Here is a 17064-nt window from a genome sequence, read left to right as displayed (position 1 = left end):
GACGATCGGGGCGGAACACACTCGGCTCACGACATGCATGACGCAGGGACTTCACTGTCCTCTAAGGATTCAGTGACATCATCGGTCAGCGTGAGCGTTCGTACTATCAGTGTAATCGGGACCACAGGGTCCGTGGGCACCCAGGCCATCGACGTCGTCACCGCGAACCCGGACCGGTTCGCGGTGAGCGCGCTGGCCGCCGGGTCGAACCGCGTGCTCCTCGTCGAGCAGGCGGTGCGCCTCGGTGCGCGCCGGATCGGACTCGCCGACCCCGGGGACGCCGGCGAGGCGACGATCCGGGACATGCTCGCCCACGAGGCCGCCCGCCAGGGCCTGCCCGACCGGGTCGAAGCGATCGAGCTCGGGCCCGAGGCGAGCGAGCGGATCGCCGCCGCGGACGCCGACGTCGTGCTCAACGCCGTCACCGGTGCCGTGGGTCTGCGCAGCACGCTCGCCGCACTCGAGGCCGGCACGGACGTCGCGCTCGCGAACAAGGAGTCGCTCATCGTCGGCGGCCCGGTCGTGCTCGACGCCGCCGCCCGCTCCGGGGCCCGGCTCATCCCGGTCGACAGCGAGCACTCCGCGATCGCCCAGGCCCTGCGCGCCGGCCGGGCCGGCGAGGTCGAGCGCCTCGTCATCACCGCTTCGGGCGGGCCCTTCCGCGGTATGAGCCCCACCGAGCTCGAATCCGTCACCCCCGCTCAGGCGCTCGTCCACCCGACGTGGAACATGGGCACCGTCATCACCACGAACTCCGCGACGCTCGTCAACAAGGGCCTCGAGGTCATCGAGGCCCACCTGCTGTTCGGCATCGACTACGACCGGATCGACGTCGTCGTCCACCCGCAGTCCCAGATCCACTCGATGGTCGAGTACATCGACGGCTCGACGCTCGCCCAGGTGTCGCCGCCGGACATGCGCCTGCCCATCGCCTACGCGCTCGGCACCGGCACCGACGGCACGACCCGCCGCGTCCCGGGCGCGACCGCGCCCAACGACTGGACGACGCCCACCTCCTGGACCTTCGAACCCGTCGACTCCGCCGCGTTCCCGGCCCTCGACCTCGCTTACCGCGCCGGCCGCCTCGGGCACACCGCCCCGGCGGTGTACAACGCCGCGAACGAGGTGCTCGTCGAGGCCTTCCATGCCGGCCGGGTGACGTTCCCGCAGATCTCGGCCGGGATCGCCGCCGCGCTCGACGCGCTCACCGGGGACGCGCCCGCGGCCGCCGGCGTGCTCACCGTGGACTCCGTGCTCGCCGCCGACTCCCGCGCCCGGGACCACGCCCGGGACTGGATCGCCCAGGCCGGGGCCGAGCAGGAGCGGGCCGTCCGATGACACCGCTGCTCTACGCCCTCGGTGTCGTCCTCTTCATCGTCGGGATCAGCCTCTCGATCGCGCTCCACGAGCTCGGCCACCTCATCCCCGCCAAGCGGTTCGGGGTCAAGGTCACCCACTACATGGTCGGCTTCGGCCCCACCCTGTTCTCGCGCCGGCGCGGGGAGACCGAGTACGGGATCAAGGCGTTCCCGCTCGGCGGCTTCATCGCGATGCCCGGCATGTACCCGCCGCTCGAGGCGACGAGCGCCCGCGCCGAGCAGCTGGGCGGGGCCGACGACGCCGAGGAGATCGTCACCGCCGACGCCAGCCTCAGGGAGAGCGCCGAGGGCTCCGTGGAGACCGGGGCAGGCGCTTCCGGGCACCCCGGCACCGCGCTCACCGCGGGGGACCCACCGCGCCGGGAGTGCCGGCGCCGCGGTCGGCTGTTCGAGCGGAGCATGGCCGACGCCCGCGAGTTCTCCAACCAGGAGATCGGACCCGGCGAGGAGCGTCGCACCTTCTACGCGCTGTCCGTCCCCAAACGCCTCGTCGTGATGTTCGGCGGCCCGGCGGTCAACCTCGTCCTCGGCATCCTCATCATGGCGGTCGTGATGCTGGGGTTCGGCGTCGTCCAGCCGACGACCACGGTGGCGACCGTCGTCGAGTGCGCAGTGCCCGCCTCGGAGGCGGCGAAGCGCCCCGCCGAGGAGCGCAGCACCTGCCGCGAGGGCGATCCGCTCACTCCGGCCTGGGAGGTCGGCATCAAGCCCGGCGACGTGATCGTCGCGATCGACGGGGAGGCCACGCAGTCGTGGGAGGAGCTGTCCGCGGCGGTCCGCGCCTCCGCAGGGGACACCGTGCCGGTCCGCGTCATGCGCGACGGCCACCAGTCCGACATCGAGGTGCCGATCATCGCCACCGAGCGCCCCGTCCTCGACGAATCCGGTGCCCCGATCGTCGACGAGACCGGCACCCCGGCCACGGAGACCACCGGCTTCCTCGGCGTGAGCCCGACACAGGAGCGCCGCCCGATGGCGCTCGCCGAGTTCCCCGGTGAGATGGCCGGCATGATCGGCCAGACCTTCACCGCGCTCTTCACCCTGCCGGAGAAGCTCGTCGAGATCGGCGGGGTCGCCTTCAGCGATGCCGAGCGCGACCCGGAGGGGCCGATCGGCATGGTCGGGGTGGGCCGCGTGGCCGGTGAGATCGTGAGCACCGAGCAGCTCGAGGTCGTCGAGAAGGCGCAGGTCGGGCTGTCGCTCCTGGGCTCCCTCAACCTCTTCCTCTTCGCGTTCAACATGGTGCCGCTGCTCCCGCTCGACGGCGGACACATCGCCGTCGCGCTCTACGAAGGGGCCCGGCGCCGGATCAACCTCGCACGCGGACGGGGGATCATCGGCCCCTTCGACACCGCCCGCCTGCTGCCGCTGACCTATGTCGTCGTCGGGGTGCTCCTGTGCATGACCGCGCTGCTCCTCTACGTCGACATCGTCAAACCGGTCATCCTGTTCGGCTAGCTGCTCCTCCGCGGCGTCATCGGGTGCGGTCGGGAGCGGGCGCCGTCTCCTGTTCTGTGATCTGCGCGACCTCCGCCGTTCAGGTTCCCTGCAATCGCGGGGGCTACGATGGAAGCAGTGTCATGCGCCCAGGTTCGGGCGCACTGCAGCCGTCGAAGGGAAACTCGTGACCTCGGTCAACCTCGGAATGCCCGCCGCTCCGCCCCCGGTGCTCGCACCTCGCCGGCAGACCCGCCAGATCAAGGTCGGCTCGGTGGGCGTGGGGTCCGAATCCCCGGTGAGCGTCCAGTCGATGACGACGACGAAGACCACCGACATCAACGCCACCCTCCAGCAGATCGCGGAGCTCACCGCGGCCGGCTGCGACATCGTGCGCGTCGCCTGCCCGAGCGCGGACGACGCCGAGGCCCTGCCGGCGATCGCGGCGAAGAGCCAGATCCCGGTCATCGCCGACATCCACTTCCAGCCCAAGTACGTGTACGCCGCGATCGACGCCGGCTGCGCGGCGGTCCGCGTCAACCCGGGCAACATCCGCAAGTTCGACGATCAGGTCAAGGAGATCTCCCGGGCCGCCGCGGATGCGGGCGTGTCGATCCGGATCGGCGTCAACGCCGGCTCCCTCGACAAGCGGATCATGGAGAAGTATGGCAAGGCCACGCCGGAGGCGCTCGTCGAGTCGGCGGTGTGGGAGGCCTCCCTGTTCGAGGAGCACGACTTCCACGACTTCAAGATCTCCGTGAAGCACAACGACCCGGTCGTCATGGTGCGCGCCTACGAGCTGCTCGCCGAGGCCGGCGACTGGCCGCTGCACCTCGGCGTGACCGAGGCCGGGCCCGCGTTCCAGGGCACGATCAAGTCCGCCACCGCGTTCGGCGCGCTGCTGAGCCAGGGGATCGGCGACACCATCCGCGTCTCCCTGTCCGCGCCGCCCGTCGAGGAGATCAAGGTCGGCAACCAGATCCTCGAATCCCTCAACCTGCGCCCGCGGAAGCTCGAGATCGTGTCGTGCCCCTCGTGCGGCCGCGCCCAGGTCGACGTCTACACGCTCGCCGACAAGGTCACCGCCGGTCTCGAGGGCATGGAGGTGCCGCTCCGGGTGGCAGTCATGGGATGCGTGGTCAACGGGCCCGGTGAGGCGCGCGAAGCCGACCTCGGCGTGGCCAGCGGCAACGGCAAGGGGCAGATCTTCGTCAAGGGCGAGGTCATCAAGACCGTGCCGGAGTCCGAGATCGTCGAGACCCTCATCGAAGAGGCCATGCGCATCGCCGAGGAGATGGAGGCTCCGTCGGGTCCGGCCGAGGTGGTCGTCGGCTGATGCGGCTGGCCCGGCTCGGCCACGAGCACACCGACTGGTTGAGCAGGCTCACCGAGGCCGACCCCGCCCAGCACGTGTTCCTCGCCAGTCTGCTCGAGCTCACCCGCAGCGCGCAGGTGTCGTCCCCGTCCGGGACCCTGTACGGGGTGTTCGACGGGGACGAGCCGGTCGCCGCCTACTGGATCGGCGGCAGCATCATCTCGCTCGGCGCGACCCCGCGCACCAACGCGCTCGTCGCCGACATGCTCAACTCGCGCGGCCGCTTCGCCTGTTCGATCATCGGCGACCACCGGCCGGTCATCGACCTCCACCGGCGCCTGCGCTGGGGCCCGGCCCGCAGCGTGCGCGCCGACCAGCCGTTCATGGTCGCCGACCGGCAACCCCGCGTGGCACCCGCCGCCGAGGTGCGGGTCGGGGACCTCGAGGACGTCAGCGAGGCCTACGCGGCGGCCGTCGAGATGTTCACCGAGGAGGTCGGGTTCTCCCCGGTGGAGAACGGGTCCGCGGGGTACCTGAGCAAGGTCCGCTCGAACCTCGCCAGCGGCTCCACCCTGCTCTACACCGCCGAGCGCGGGCCGGACGGCGAGCCGCTGCCCCGCTGGCCGGCGCAGAACTCCGCGCGGCAGGTCGTGTTCAAGGCCGACATCGGCATCCGCTCGGACACGGCGGTGCAGATCCAAGGGGTGTGGGTGCACCCGGCGCTCCGCGGCCGCGGGCTCGCCGCGCCCGGCATGGTCGCCGTCACCGACCACGTCCGGCGCACCGTGGCGCCCGTCGTCAGCCTCTACGTCAATGCCTTCAACGCCCCGGCGCTGCGCACCTACGCCGCCGCCGGCTACTCCCAGCGCGGCTGCTTCGCCACGATCATCTACTGAATCCCAGAGTGCAATTCTCGAAGGTTCCTGGGAACGATTCCGCGAACCATCGCAATCTCACGCGACAGCAGCGTCAGTCGTCCTCCCGCGGGTCGAAGCGGAACTCACCGGGCGCCTCGGCGCCGGACCGGTCCCGTCCGCGCAGGGCCTCGAGCGCGCGCCGGTCCTTCTTCGTCGGCCGCCCGGTGCCCTTGTCGCGTCGCGGCACCCATCCGCGCAGGGTCGGATCCGGCGGGGGCGTGAGGTCCTCGTAGCACTGCTGGGCGATCGGCGCACCGCCGCGCGTGTCGAGGAGGGCGGTGATGCGGAGGATCTTCTCGAATCCGGTTCGACGCACCCGGACCTCCTGACCGATCCGCACCTTCTGCGAGGCCTTGACCCGCTGGCCGTCGAGCTGCACGTGCCCGCCCCGGCACGCCGTGGTCGCCGCCGACCGGGTCCGGAACATCCGCACGGCCCACAGCCAGACGTCGATGCGCTGGGATTCGCTGGAGTCGAAACGGGGTTCGGGCATGGGTCGAGTCTACGGTTCTCCGCAGAGCCGAGGACAGCTCGGAGCGGCATGGGGCGGCCCGGCCGGCCGTCCCCGCGCCGGCAGTGATGCGGATGCCTGGCAGCCCACCGGCTGCCCGCGGCAGACTCGGAAGGGGCGGATGCGTCCGCGGAGTTGAGAGACTGGGTGCATGACTCCACCACCGGTGAGCCTCACCGCACCCGCCCTCATCGACTGGACACCGCCGCGAGGCCTGCGCGCCCACGAGTCCACCTCGGTCATCGGGCGCGGCCAGGCGATGTGGGACCGTGCGAGCACCGAGGTCCTCCGCTGGACCGTGAAGACGCGCAGCGGGTTCCGGGTGGCGCCCGCCGCCGAGGCGGTCGTCGGCGCACGCCCGACGGTCACCGCCGGCCTGCTCGGGATCACGGTCGTCGAACCGGTCGAGGTGGTCGAGGTCGTCCGCGCGGCGGATCGGGTGGGCTTCGCCTACCGCACCCGCCCCGGCCATCCGCTCGACGGCGAGGAGGCGTTCATCGTCCACCGGGCCGGACCCGAGGTGCGGCTGACGATCCGCTCCCTCACCCGGCCCGCCCCGGCCGGGTTCTGGCGGCCGCTGTACCCGGCACTGCTCGTCGCCCAGCAGGTGGTGCGCCGCCGCTACCGCGCCGCCCTGCGCCGGCCGGGCTGACCGGGACGATCCGGCTCGCGGGGGGCGCGGCCCCGCTCAGCCGGTGAACTCGACGCCGGGCCGGGGTCGGGTGTCGACGGTGAGTTCGAAGACGTCGGGCCGGGAGTAGTGCCCGACCGGGTCGAAGTCGTAGGTGGTGCGGGAGCGGGCGGTGACGTCGACCTCGGCGGTGAGGATCGTCTCCTCGTCGTAGACGGGGCCGGCGAGCAGTTCGCCGGTGGGGCCGTAGATCGCCGAGCCGCCGCGGATCAGCCAGCCGGCCTCGTTCGGCTCGAGCACGCTCGCGTAGTCGTCCCCGAAGTCCTCCGCGCGGATCGCCTGGCACGCGGAGAGGACGAAGCAGCGGCCCTCCATCGCGATGTGGGCCATGGTGTGCTGCCAGGTGTCGCGATCGTCGACCGTCGGAGCGCAGTAGATCTCGACGCCCTGGGCGTACATCGCCTGCCGGAGCAGCGGCATGTAGTTCTCCCAGCAGATCACCGCGCCGGTCCTGCCGGCGGGGGAGTCGACGACCGGCAGGGTCGACCCGTCGCCGAATCCCCAGATCAGGCGCTCGGACCCGGTGGGCATGAGCTTGCGGTGGTGGCCGCCGATGCCGTGCTCGGCGTCGATGTGGACGGCGGTGCAGTAGAGCGTCTGGCCGAGGCGCTCGATGATCCCCAGCACCGTGAACACTCCCGTGCGGCGGGCGGCCTCCGCGATCTCCTCGAGCTCCGGGCCGTCGAGGGCGACGGCGTTGTCGAAGTACCGCTGGTACTCGTCCCGGCCGGCATCGGTGCGCCGGCCCACCGGGGCGCCGAAGGTCAGACCCTTCGGATAGGTCCCGAGAGTGGCTTCCGGGAACACCGCGAGCTCCGCCCCGGCCCGTGCTGCATCGTCGATCAGACTGCAGATCTTCGCCGTGGTGGCGGCGCTGTCGAAGGGGATGGAACCGGTCTGGACGACGGCGACTCGGGTCATGGTGACTCCTCGGATGGTGTGGTGTCGAGTGCGGTGGGTGACCGGCGAGTGCCGGTGTCCTCCTGCCATCGTGCCATCACCGGTGCAGTCACCGGCACCCGGACGTGCGGGGAAGGGCCGAGGTGCACCTCGGGTTCGTCCACAATCGATGGAACACAGGAAAGAATATTCAACTTATTTTCGAACGGGTTGTGGATAACGCGGTTTTTCTGCTGATTTGACCCGCTCCGTGTCCGTGCCTCTCGATAGCGTGGAATCACGGAAGCACCACCGCTCGGCGGGACCCGGAGCACGTTCGATCGAACCGGTCGGAGCGGGTGGAGCAGACGGCACCGGTTCGCCGTCGCAGGACCGCTGGACGAGGACCGGTGCAGCCGAGGCACGGAGAGGAGGCGAGCAGCCCGATGACCGCGACGAGAACCGACCCCGCAGGCGCACGAGCGCCGGACGGAGTCCCGGCGCTGCTGCGTCTGCAGGACTCGCTGCCCGCCTACGATCGGCTCATGCTTGCGCGGATGCGCCTCATCGCGGACACCGTCGTCGAGGAGTGCCTCGACCTCGAGCCCGAACCGGCGCCCGAACTCGCCGCGGAGCCCATGTCCACGTCGAAATGGGTTCTCGAACGGATGACGGGGGAGCATCTCACGTGCCTCGCCGCCGTGCTCGACTCCACGATCACCCGCGCCTACTCGACCGCCCGAGACGCACTCATCGCCTGTTTCAGCCTCCATCGCACCCGCACGCTCGTGGAGACCGGGACCATGCGCTTCGACCGTCTGCAGTACGCGGCGCGGCGCGCGCATCGCCTGGGGGATGCCGCGCTCGCCGAGCTCGACGCCGGGATCGCGGAGCTGCGACTCGATCTGGCGTGGGAGTCGTACTGCCGAGCGGTCAACGATCTCATCCGCCTGCTCACCGACGATGACGACCGCGACGAGGACGTCCACACCCGCCGGCGCGTCGAGTTCTGGCGCAGCGATCCCTCCGAGGGGAAGCTCCTGCTGACCGGCCCGCTCGAACCGCTCTACGCCCTGCACCGGCGGCTCGAGGCCACCGCCCGGGCGATCGCGCGGGCGCAGACCGGCACCTTCGGCGAGCAACTCCCGCCGGGAGCGGTGATCGTCGACGACCGCACGGTGCCGCAACTGATGTTCGACCTCATGAGCACGCTCGCGCCCGGCACCGAGGTCGAGGTCCTCAACCCCGTCGACTTCGGTCGCGCCGACTCCGCGGCTGAAGCCGACTCCGCGGCTGAAGCCGACGCCGGTGACCTCGTCGCGGCGCTCGTCCGAACCACAGGCGGCGCGACTGACGCCTTCGACGTGGCACCGCAGGCCGTTGCCGATCCTGCCTCTGAACCGGGTGGTCCGCCGGGCGAGCCGAGCCGTGTCGTCATCACCTGCCCGACGAACCAGGAATGGCTGCGCCGACAGGCGACCGTCGTCGTCACGGTCCCATTCCTCAGCCTCACCGGACACGCCGAACTGCCCGGCCACTGGTCGGACGGCGGGCCTGTTCCGGTGGAGATGGCCCAGCGGTTCGCGTCCCGGAGCTCGACGTTCTATCGGATCCTCACCGACCCCGTCTCCGGCGCCGTCTGCGACGAGGCCGCTCGCTCCTACGTGATCCCCAGAGGCATCCGGATGACGATGAACGAGAAATGGATCTGGTGCACTGCGCCCGGATGCGCCCGGCGGGCCCAGACCTGCGACGCCGACCACGCGATCCCGTTCGATCATGCGGATCCGGCGGCCGGCGGACGCACCGATCTGGAGAATCTCCATCCCCTGTGCAGGGCGCACCACCTCATGAAGACCGAGAGGACGCTCACGCTCCGCACCGGTCCGGGAGGGATGAAACGGTGGGAGTTCCCCCACGGCATCACTGCCGAGGTCCGCTCTGCCGAGCGCGTCATCGACCAGGCAGCGGCCCGCGAGATGCTCCGCGTCCTCGGGCTGCCGGACCCCAGCGGCCGTGACGGGCCGGTTGATCCCACCGGTGGTTCCGGACCAGCAGATCCGAATGACCCGGATGGTCAGGAGAAGCCTGACCACCGCGCGGGACCGATGGATCCCGGTGACCGGGCCGGACCGGATGATCACCGATTCTGCTCCGGGCCTGATCGTTCGCCCGACAGTGCTGCTGAACGTCGTCGTCGTCGGCCCGCTGCGCCGCTCGATCCATGGACCTGCCGCAACGGCGATGACGATGCGCTCTGGACCCATGCCGACGACGACCCGCCGCCGTTCTGAGAACCGCGATCAGTCGCCGGGGCGCGGATGGAGGCGGTGCCAGCGGCCACCAGTTCGAGCAACTGCAGCCGGTTTGAAGCCGTCGACCCTCAGGCACGGTGGCCGGTCAGTCTCGATCCGTCACCGATTGCCGGTCACGCGCGCGGTCACGGAATGCCGGTCGACAGACGATCGAGATCAGCCGGTCACGCTCGACGGCTCAGGTCCCGCTGATCACCCACGGGAAGGCATGCGCGGTCGAGCGGGCGCCCTGTGCCGCCTTCGAGGCGTTGCGCTCGCCGAGGCGTGCGGTGAGGTCCTCACCGAGCTCGACGAGCCGGGCGAACCGCTCCGTGGTCAGCCAGTCGGGCTTCGTCGCGAACAGGACGTCCTCGCTCGAGGTGTTCCCCGAGGCCCCCGGCGCGAACGGGCAGCCGCCCAGACCGCCGAGCGCACCGTCGACCGAGGTCGCGCCCGCCGTGATCGCCGCCAGTGTGTTCGCCACGCCCAGCCCCCAGGTGTCGTGGCCGTGGAAGACGACGCCGGCATGCGGCCGCAGCCGTGCGGCCCCCGCCACGAGAAGCGCCACCTGAGCCGGATCGGCCTGCCCCAGGGTGTCGGCGATGACGGTCTCGCTGCACCGGGCCGCGCGCGGATCAGCCACGAGCGCGAGTGTGCGCCGCGGATCGACCGGCCCGTCGAAGGGGCAGGTGAACGACGTCGCCAGGCACAGCTGGAGCTCCGCACCCGCCTCGGCGGCGATGTCGAGAGCGCGGGGGAGCGCGGCCATCGAGTCCTCGGTCGAGCGTCCGATGTTCGCCCGGTTGTGCGCATCGGACACCGACAGGCAGTACTGCAGGCGGGTCACGCCGGCCGCGACCGCGCGCTCGACGTGGCGCGGTGTCGCCACCCACAGCCAGCAGCTGCGCAGCTCCTCCGGCGTGAGCGCGGCGACGACCTCGAGCGTGTTCGCCATCGGCGGCACGAGGTCCGGCCGGGCGAGCGAGCCGATCTCGAGCTCCGGCACGCCGAGCGCGAGCAGCTCCCGGATGAGGTCGACCTTGACCTCGGTCTCGAGGAGCCCACCGGTAAGCTGCAGGCCGTCGCGCAGCGTGACATCGCGCAGCCGCGCGGTCGGGCGCGCACCGGGACGGGTGCTGGTGGTGTCCTCGGTCATGGTCGTCCTCCCTCTGCTCCTGATGCTCTCCGTGCTCCGTCGACCTCACTGCCGGCCGCGCTGTCGGCCCCACCGCCACCGAGGATCTCCGCGATCGTCCCGGAATCGACCCCGGCGGCCTCGAGCACCTCGCGTGTGTGCTCCCCGAGGTCGGGCCCGAGGTGGTCGATCTCCACCGAGGTCCCGCCGATCACCGGGGTGATCCCGGGGAACGCCACATCGGGCAGCACCCCGTCGCCGATGTCGACGTCGAAGCGCTGGATCATGTTCCGCGCCCGGTACTGCTCGTCAGCGAGGATGTCCTCGGCGGTGTAGATCGGCCCGGCCGGCACGCCGGCGGCATCGAGTGCGGCGAGCGCGTCGTCCACGGTGCGCTCCGCCGTCCAGGCTCCGATCGCAGCGTCGAGCTCGTCCCGGCGCGCCCAGCGCTGCGCGTTCGAGGCCAGCCCCGGGTCGGCGGCGAGGTCGGGCCGGCCGATGACCTCCATGTAGCGGCGGAAGATCCCGTCGCCGTTGCCGGCGATGACGATCGACTTCCCCTCCGCGCACACATAGGCGTTCGACGGCGCGATCCCCTCGGTGCGCCCGCCGGTGCGGGTGCGCAGCCGTCCGAACGCGGAGTAGTCGGGCACGAGCGATTCCATGACGGAGAACATCGCCTCGTTGAGAGCGACGTCGACCGTGCGCGGTGCATCCGGCTCATCGGACTTCGCGTTCGCCTGTGCCCGCCGGCGCTCGCGGTCGAACAGCATCATGCACGCGCCGAACGCCGCCTGCATGCCGGCGATCGAATCCCCGATCGACACCCCGACCCGCGTCGGCGGCCGGTCGGGATCGCCCACGAGCTCGCGGAAGCCGCCGTACGCCTCGGCGACGGCGGCGAACCCGGGCCGGGCGGACAGCGGGCCGGTCTGACCGAACGCGGAGATCCGCACGAGCACGAGCTCGTCGTTGAGCTCGTCGAGCACCTCGGGACCCAGACCCCACTTCTCGAGGGTGCCCGGCCGGAAGTTCTCGAGCAGGATGTCGGATTCCGCGACGAGCGCCTTGACCGCGGCGAGCCCGGCGGGGGAGCGGAGGTCGAGCGCGACCGACTTCTTGTTGCGATTGATCGTGCGATAGAGCAGCGAGGTCGTGCCCTGCTGGAGACGCCAGTTGCGCAGCTCGTCGCCGGTGCCCGGCCGCTCGACCTTGACGACCTCGGCGCCGAAGTCGGCGAGCATCCGCCCGGCTGTGGGAGCGGCGATGTAGTTCCCCAGCTCGAGCACCCGCACTCCGGCGAGCGGCAGACGTGGATGATCGGTCATGGATCCTCCCGGGACCAGCAGTGCCGACGCCTCTTCCTCGAGGAGCGCCGACGATGACGATGAGACGGTACCGGCAGTGTGGCACAGGCGCCGTCGCGGCACCGGGGCGTCTCAATCAGCGAGGCACCCGCACGAGCCCGACCCCGTGCTCCGCAGGCCCCGACCCGGTGCTCCTCAGACCCTGGGCCGGTGCTCCGCAGGCCCCGACCCGGTGCTTCACACGCCCCGACCCGGTGCTCCGCAGGTGCCGCGCGGGCCAAGGTCCCGCGCCCGCGCCGGCCCGGCCCGAGGACTCCGTTGCAGGCCCTGCCGCACGCGCCCGCGGTGGTACAGTCCCAGGAGATCGTCGAAGCCGGTCACCCCTGCCGAACCGGTCGCCCCTGACCTAGAGGAGAGTCCTTCATGCCCCTGCGGATGTCATCGCTGTTCGTGCGCACCCTCAAGGAGGACCCGGTCGACGCCGAGGTCGCCAGCCACAAGCTGCTGCACCGCGCCGGGTACATCCGCCGCGCCGCCCCGGGCATCTACACCTGGCTGCCGCTCGGCCTCACCGTGCTGCGCCGGGTCGAGGAGATCGTCCGCGAGGAGATGAACGCCGCCGGCTCCCAGGAGGTCCACTTCCCCGCGCTGCTGCCTGCCGAGCCCTACAAGACGACCGGGCGCTGGGTGGACTACGGCGACGACATGTTCCGCCTCCAGGACCGGCGCCAGAACGACTACATCCTCGCCCCCACCCACGAAGAGGTCTTCACCCTCCTCGTCAAGGACCTGTACTCCTCGTACAAGGACCTGCCGCTGTCGATCTACCAGATCCAGACGAAGTACCGCGACGAGGCGCGCCCGCGGGCCGGAGTGCTCCGCGGCCGCGAGTTCATCATGAAGGACGCCTACTCCTTCGACATCGACGACGCCGGGCTGGCCGCCTCCTACGAGAACATGCGGCAGGCCTACATCCGGATCTTCGACCGGCTGGGGCTCGAGTACATCACCGTCAAGGCGACCGCCGGGGCGATGGGCGGGTCCGAGACCGAGGAGTTCCTCCACCCGTCCGAGGTCGGTGAGGACACTTTCGTCCGCTCGCCCGGCGGCTACACCGCCAACGTCGAGGCCGTCACCACCCCCACGCCCGAGCCCCTCGACTGCGCGCACGTGCCCGCCGCGCACGTCGAGGACACCCCCGACACCCCGACGATCGCCACCCTCGTCGCCGCCGCGAACGAGCAGCACCCGCGCGAGGACCGCGAGTGGACCGCCGCGGACACCCTGAAGAACGTCGTCGTCGCGATCACCCACCCCGACGGCGAGCGCGAGATCGTCGTCATCGGGCTGCCCGGCGACCGCGAGGTCGACCTCGACCGCGCCGCCGGCTCCGGAGCGCTCGGTGCCGGAGAGATCGCCGTCGAGCCCGCCACCGAGGCCGACCTCGCCGCCCACCCGGGCCTCGTGCGCGGGTACATCGGCCCCGGCACCAGCATCGACGCGCCCGTGCTCGGACTCGAGGGGTCGACCGGCATCAAGTACCTGCTCGACCCGCGGGTGGCGCAGGGCTCGCGCTGGATCACCGGCTCCAACGAGCACGGCCGCCACGTCTTCGACCTCGTCCACGGCCGCGACTTCACCGCCGACGGCACCGTCGAGGCCGCCGAGGTGCGCGCCGGCGACCCGGCCCCCGACGGCTCCGGCCCCCTCGAGCTCGCCCGCGGCGTGGAGATCGGGCAGATCTTCCAGCTCGGCCGCCGCTACGCCGAGGCGCTCGACCTCACGGTGCTCGACGAGAACGGCAAGCGCACCGTCGTCACCATGGGCTCCTACGGCATCGGCGTGACCCGGGTGATGGCGTGCATCGCCGAGGGCAACCACGACGAGCGCGGACTCATCTGGCCCCAGCACCTCGCCCCCGCCGACGTCCACATCGTCGCCACCGGCAAGGGCGAGGAGATCCTCGCGAAGGCCGAGGAGATCACCGCCGCACTCGAGGCCGAGGGCGTGCGCGTGCTCATCGACGACCGGCCCAAGACCTCGCCGGGTGTGAAGTTCGGCGACGCCGAGCTGCTCGGCGTGCCCACCGTGCTCGTCGTCGGCCGCGGTCTGGCCGACGGCACCGTCGAGCTGCGCGACCGCCGCACCGGCGACAGCCGGGACCTGGCCGTCGCCGAGGCGGTCACGGAGATCGTGCGCTTCATCGACGAGCAGTACGCGGCCGTGGGCGCGCACCGGACGGGGCGGTGACCGAAGCCGCCGTCTCCCTCCCCGTCATCCTGCTGGCGCTGTTCGCCGCGGGTCTCCTGGCGGGGTGGGTCGACGCGGTGGTCGGCGGCGGCGGGCTGATCCAGCTGCCCGTCCTCCTGCTCGTCCCCGGTGTCTCCCCGCTCGCCGCGGTCGCGACGAACAAGGTCGGCTCGATCGCCGGCACCGCGGTGTCGGCCGCGACCTACATGCGGCGCATCCCGCCGGACCTGTCCGCGGTCGTGCCCGCCGCACTGTGCGCGTTCCTCGGTGCGGTGGGCGGGGCGATGCTCGCCGCCTCGGTCCCGGAGGACCTGTTCACCCCGATCATCCTCGCAGCCCTCGTGCTCGTGGCGATCTTCACCCTCCTCAAGCCGAGCCTCGGTGCGGAGGCCGTGCTCCGGTACTCCGACCGCAGTCGCCGGTACCACGCCTACTCGTGGCTCATCGGCGGCATCGTCGGCGTCTACGACGGGATGCTCGGCCCCGGCACCGGCTCGTTCCTCGTCATCGCCTTCGTCTCGATCATCGGTCTGAGCTTCCTCCGCGCCTCGGCCCAGGCGAAGGTCATCAACTTCGCGACGAACGTCGGCGCGCTCGCCTTCTTCATCCCGCAGGGCCACGTCGTCTGGGAGTACGGACTGGCGCTCGCACTCGGCAACATCATCGGCGGCCGGCTCGGCTCCCGCACCGCGCTCGACCGGGGCAGCGGCTTCGTCCGGATCGTGTTCCTCGTCGTGGTCGGAGCGCTCATCCTCAAGCTCGGGTTCGACTTCCTCACCGGCCCCTGAGCCGGGGTCCTCAGCCGAGGCGCTTGAGGGTGTGGGCGTCGATCCCCTGCACCGGCAGACCGCACAGCGCCCGACACACCCACAGCGAGCGCGCGGCGTCGCCGAACGCCTTCCGGTTCCCACCGTAGGCGGAGCGGAGGTACCAGAACATGTTCTCGACCTCGCGCGCCACCGCCGCACCGATCCCGTACGCCGGGTCGATCTCCGCATGGGTGCACAGCCGGCCGGCGAAGGCGTGGAGCCAGCGCGCCTGATCCTCCGGCGTCGCCCCGGGGAGTTCGAACAGCCGGTTCCACAGCACCGGGGCGACCATGTACGCCGTCGGCCCGCTCAGCGGCTGCGGGTCGATCGCCTTCCACGTCGCCACCCCGTGCTGATCGGGGTTGCCGGCGAGGATGTTGTAGTAGTGGAGGTCGGCGTGGATGAGCCAGGCCTCCTCCGACCGGGCGAGCGTCTCGATCCACGCGCGGGCGGAGTCGAGGACGTAGCGGTCCTGCGGCGTGAACGCGGGGAACTCCGTGACGAGGCCGACGTCGGCGGGGAACTTCTCGAGCCAGCCCGCCGCGATGTCCTGGACGCGCACGAACCCGGGCTGCGCGGGAACCGTGAGGGAGCGGGCGAGCTGCCCCCAGATCGGCGCCACCGACTCCAGCGGCTCCGCGGACAGGTTGACCGTGGTGCGCAGCCGCTCCTGCAGGGTCGCCCGGAAGGAGGAGTCCTCGCTGATCACCCGCACCGCCCCGTGGCCGCCCCAGGCCTGCAGGGCGCGCAGCACCTGCGCGTGCACGAGCGGGTTGTCGGTGTTCGGCCACGCGAAGCGCAGCACCGCCTGGTACCGCTCCTTCGTGAGGACGGGGATGACCAGGCTCTCCGCTCCCGCCCACGGTGCGGTGGGCAGCGGGTCGGGGGTGAGCTTCCAGCGGTCGAGGAGCTCGAACACCATGTGATCGAGCGCGTCGGCCCAGGCCTGGGCCCGCGGCACGCCGATGATCTCCGCGGCGGAGTTGAACAGCACCTCGGGGATCTTCATCACGCGCCCCCGCCTGCCGCCGGCGAGGCCGTGGACGCATCGGTGATCCGGTAGCGCAGGAGCTGCCGCTGCCCGGCCCGGGCACGGGCGTCGGCGGACATCCACAGCTGCGCGGTGCCGAGGTACTCCGCACCCGGGGTCTCGAACAGCCCGAGCGCGGCCGCGGCCACGAGGTCTTCCACGGCGGTGGCCGTGCGCAGCGCCGACTCGGCGTCCACGGGGGCGGGATCGAGCTGCCAGGCGGGCTCGTTGCCGACGGCGGCGAGCCCGGCGGTCTCACGCAGCTCGTTGCCCTGGATCGCGGCATCGTCGAGCCGGGTGATCCGGGCGCGGGCGAACTCCCCGTAGGCGTCCTCGGCATCGTGGAACACCGCGAGGCGCTCGTACCCGTAGGCGGCCTGATAGCAGGCGCGGACGAAGCCCTCGAGCCCGGGCGCCGCCGGCGTGGCGCTCGGATCGCCGTCCGGCTCGGGTCCCCCGTCGTCCGGCTCCGGATCCTCCGCGTCCGCGGAGCCGCTGGGAGCAACGGCCCCGGCTCCGGGGCCGGCGGGGTCGGGGGCGTTCTCCGGCAGTGCGGCCAGGCGCCGGCCGAGCGCCGCGGCACGCTCGGAATCTGCGGGCGCGAGCGCGAGCACGGCTCCGACGGCGATGTCGACGAGGGCGGCGAGGCCGCGCCCGCCGGCGAACTCGGCCTGTCCGGCCGGGCCGCCGATCACCTCGGGCAGGCGGTCGAGGACGAGTTCGGTGACCGCGCTCAGACCGTCGGTGAACCCGTAGGACTCCGGGGTGGGGGAGGAGGTGGGGGTGACGAGCTCGCTCGGCGGGGCCCACTCGGGCCCGGCCGCGGCCCGCAGGGCATCGAGGTCGGCGGGATCCCCGCCGCCGGTGGGCGCCTCGGTCGCGGCGAGCATCCGGGCCACGTCGTTGCGCAGGGCGTCGAGGGCGGCGGGGGTCGGTACGTCCGGCGGCACATCGAGTCTCAGGGAGCAGGCGGTGAGGCCGCCGAGTGCGCCGAGGAACCCCAGACCCAGCACGGCACGACGGCTGCGCGGGAGTCCGGGGAGGAGGTGCATGGGCCCAATCGTAGCGTGAACTACCCTGGGGGTTGACGTGCAGCACTGCAGATGAGGA

General features: G+C 71.7%; 14 protein-coding genes. 8 read left to right on the top strand and 6 right to left on the bottom strand.

Translation table 11 applies throughout. The features are described from left to right. The first annotated feature begins 90 nt into the window (after window positions 1–90). The 4 genes from dxr (at window position 91) to MTQ12_RS02840 (ending at window position 5027) form a co-directional block, all read left to right on the top strand. Window positions 91–1338, top strand: a complete 1248-nt coding sequence (gene dxr / locus MTQ12_RS02855) for a 1-deoxy-D-xylulose-5-phosphate reductoisomerase (protein ID WP_247423796.1) — start codon at window positions 91–93, stop codon at window positions 1336–1338. After that, window positions 1335–2837, top strand: coding sequence for a site-2 protease family protein (locus MTQ12_RS02850; protein WP_282599126.1), 1503 nt, complete (start codon window positions 1335–1337; stop codon window positions 2835–2837). The genes dxr and MTQ12_RS02850 overlap by 4 nt, the downstream gene beginning before the upstream one ends. Before the next feature lie 166 nt (window positions 2838–3003). Continuing rightward, window positions 3004–4152 carry a flavodoxin-dependent (E)-4-hydroxy-3-methylbut-2-enyl-diphosphate synthase gene (gene ispG, locus MTQ12_RS02845; RefSeq protein ID WP_247423794.1) on the top strand — a complete coding sequence of 383 codons (1149 nt, stop codon included), beginning with the start codon at window positions 3004–3006 and terminating at the stop codon, window positions 4150–4152. Between the two features lie 38 nt (window positions 4153–4190). Then, window positions 4191–5027: a DUF4081 domain-containing GNAT family N-acetyltransferase gene (locus MTQ12_RS02840; protein WP_247423792.1), complete on the top strand. Its 837-nt coding sequence runs from the start codon at window positions 4191–4193 to the stop codon at window positions 5025–5027. 73 nt (window positions 5028–5100) lie between these two features. Here the strand turns inward: MTQ12_RS02840 and MTQ12_RS02835 are convergent, their stop codons facing one another. Next, window positions 5101–5541, bottom strand: a complete 441-nt coding sequence (locus tag MTQ12_RS02835) for an RNA-binding S4 domain-containing protein (RefSeq protein WP_137320115.1) — start codon at window positions 5539–5541, stop codon at window positions 5101–5103. 169 nt (window positions 5542–5710) lie between these two features. On the opposite strand from MTQ12_RS02835, the gene MTQ12_RS02830 reads away from it, so the two are divergent. After that, window positions 5711–6211, top strand: coding sequence for a DUF1990 family protein (locus MTQ12_RS02830; protein WP_137320114.1), 501 nt, complete (start codon window positions 5711–5713; stop codon window positions 6209–6211). 36 nt (window positions 6212–6247) lie between these two features. On the opposite strand, the gene MTQ12_RS02825 is transcribed toward MTQ12_RS02830, so the two are convergent. Further along, window positions 6248–7171, bottom strand: coding sequence for a carbon-nitrogen hydrolase family protein (locus MTQ12_RS02825; RefSeq protein WP_137320113.1), 924 nt, complete (start codon window positions 7169–7171; stop codon window positions 6248–6250). 404 nt (window positions 7172–7575) lie between these two features. Here MTQ12_RS02825 and MTQ12_RS02820 point away from each other — a divergent pair, with 404 nt between their 5' ends. Continuing rightward, window positions 7576–9423 (top strand): HNH endonuclease signature motif containing protein, encoded by a 1848-nt coding sequence (locus MTQ12_RS02820; RefSeq protein WP_247423791.1) that lies wholly within the window; start codon window positions 7576–7578, stop codon window positions 9421–9423. 199 nt (window positions 9424–9622) lie between these two features. Here the strand turns inward: MTQ12_RS02820 and MTQ12_RS02815 are convergent, their stop codons facing one another. Next, window positions 9623–10579 carry a hydroxymethylglutaryl-CoA lyase gene (locus MTQ12_RS02815; RefSeq protein WP_247423789.1) on the bottom strand — a complete coding sequence of 319 codons (957 nt, stop codon included), beginning with the start codon at window positions 10577–10579 and terminating at the stop codon, window positions 9623–9625. Beyond that, window positions 10576–11886 (bottom strand): CoA transferase, encoded by a 1311-nt coding sequence (locus MTQ12_RS02810; protein WP_247423787.1) that lies wholly within the window; start codon window positions 11884–11886, stop codon window positions 10576–10578. Before MTQ12_RS02810 ends, MTQ12_RS02815 begins: the two co-directional genes overlap by 4 nt. Window positions 11887–12288: 402 nt before the next feature. Between MTQ12_RS02810 and MTQ12_RS02805 the strand changes: the two genes are divergently transcribed. Next, entirely contained in the window at window positions 12289–14115 is a 1827-nt protein-coding gene (locus tag MTQ12_RS02805) for a proline--tRNA ligase (protein WP_247423785.1), read from the top strand. After that, window positions 14112–14903, top strand: a complete 792-nt coding sequence (locus MTQ12_RS02800; RefSeq protein WP_247423783.1) for a TSUP family transporter — start codon at window positions 14112–14114, stop codon at window positions 14901–14903. The genes MTQ12_RS02805 and MTQ12_RS02800 overlap by 4 nt, the downstream gene beginning before the upstream one ends. 10 nt (window positions 14904–14913) lie before the next feature. Here the strand turns inward: MTQ12_RS02800 and MTQ12_RS02795 are convergent, their stop codons facing one another. Both MTQ12_RS02795 and MTQ12_RS02790 read right to left on the bottom strand, forming a co-directional pair. Beyond that, window positions 14914–15933: an aminoglycoside phosphotransferase family protein gene (locus MTQ12_RS02795; RefSeq protein ID WP_137320516.1), complete on the bottom strand. Its 1020-nt coding sequence runs from the start codon at window positions 15931–15933 to the stop codon at window positions 14914–14916. Next, on the bottom strand, window positions 15933–17006 hold the full coding sequence (locus MTQ12_RS02790) for a hypothetical protein (RefSeq protein ID WP_247423780.1): 1074 nt from the start codon (window positions 17004–17006) through the stop codon (window positions 15933–15935). The genes MTQ12_RS02795 and MTQ12_RS02790 overlap by 1 nt, the downstream gene beginning before the upstream one ends. Window positions 17007–17064: the final 58 nt, after the last annotated feature.

It is taken from the genome of Brevibacterium sp. R8603A2 (assembly GCF_023072605.1).
GTDB classification, from domain to species: domain Bacteria; phylum Actinomycetota; class Actinomycetes; order Actinomycetales; family Brevibacteriaceae; genus Brevibacterium; species Brevibacterium pityocampae.
Note: the sequence above shows the minus strand (reverse complement) of the source record. Positions and strands in the feature narration are given on the sequence as shown.

Bases quoted from the DNA above. Each gene is read 5' to 3' on its own strand.
- MTQ12_RS02850 (WP_282599126.1), top strand. From the start codon at position 1,335: ATGACACCGCTGCTCTACGCCCTCGGTGTCGTCCTCTTCATCGTCGGG.
- MTQ12_RS02835 (WP_137320115.1), bottom strand. From the start codon at position 5,541: ATGCCCGAACCCCGTTTCGACTCCAGCGAATCCCAGCGCATCGACGTC.
- MTQ12_RS02830 (WP_137320114.1), top strand. From the start codon at position 5,711: ATGACTCCACCACCGGTGAGCCTCACCGCACCCGCCCTCATCGACTGG.
- MTQ12_RS02825 (WP_137320113.1), bottom strand. From the start codon at position 7,171: ATGACCCGAGTCGCCGTCGTCCAGACCGGTTCCATCCCCTTCGACAGC.
- MTQ12_RS02820 (WP_247423791.1), top strand. From the start codon at position 7,576: ATGACCGCGACGAGAACCGACCCCGCAGGCGCACGAGCGCCGGACGGA.
- MTQ12_RS02815 (WP_247423789.1), bottom strand. From the start codon at position 10,579: ATGACCGAGGACACCACCAGCACCCGTCCCGGTGCGCGCCCGACCGCG.
- MTQ12_RS02810 (WP_247423787.1), bottom strand. From the start codon at position 11,886: ATGACCGATCATCCACGTCTGCCGCTCGCCGGAGTGCGGGTGCTCGAG.
- MTQ12_RS02805 (WP_247423785.1), top strand. From the start codon at position 12,289: ATGCCCCTGCGGATGTCATCGCTGTTCGTGCGCACCCTCAAGGAGGAC.
- MTQ12_RS02795 (WP_137320516.1), bottom strand. From the start codon at position 15,933: ATGAAGATCCCCGAGGTGCTGTTCAACTCCGCCGCGGAGATCATCGGC.
- MTQ12_RS02790 (WP_247423780.1), bottom strand. From the start codon at position 17,006: ATGCACCTCCTCCCCGGACTCCCGCGCAGCCGTCGTGCCGTGCTGGGT.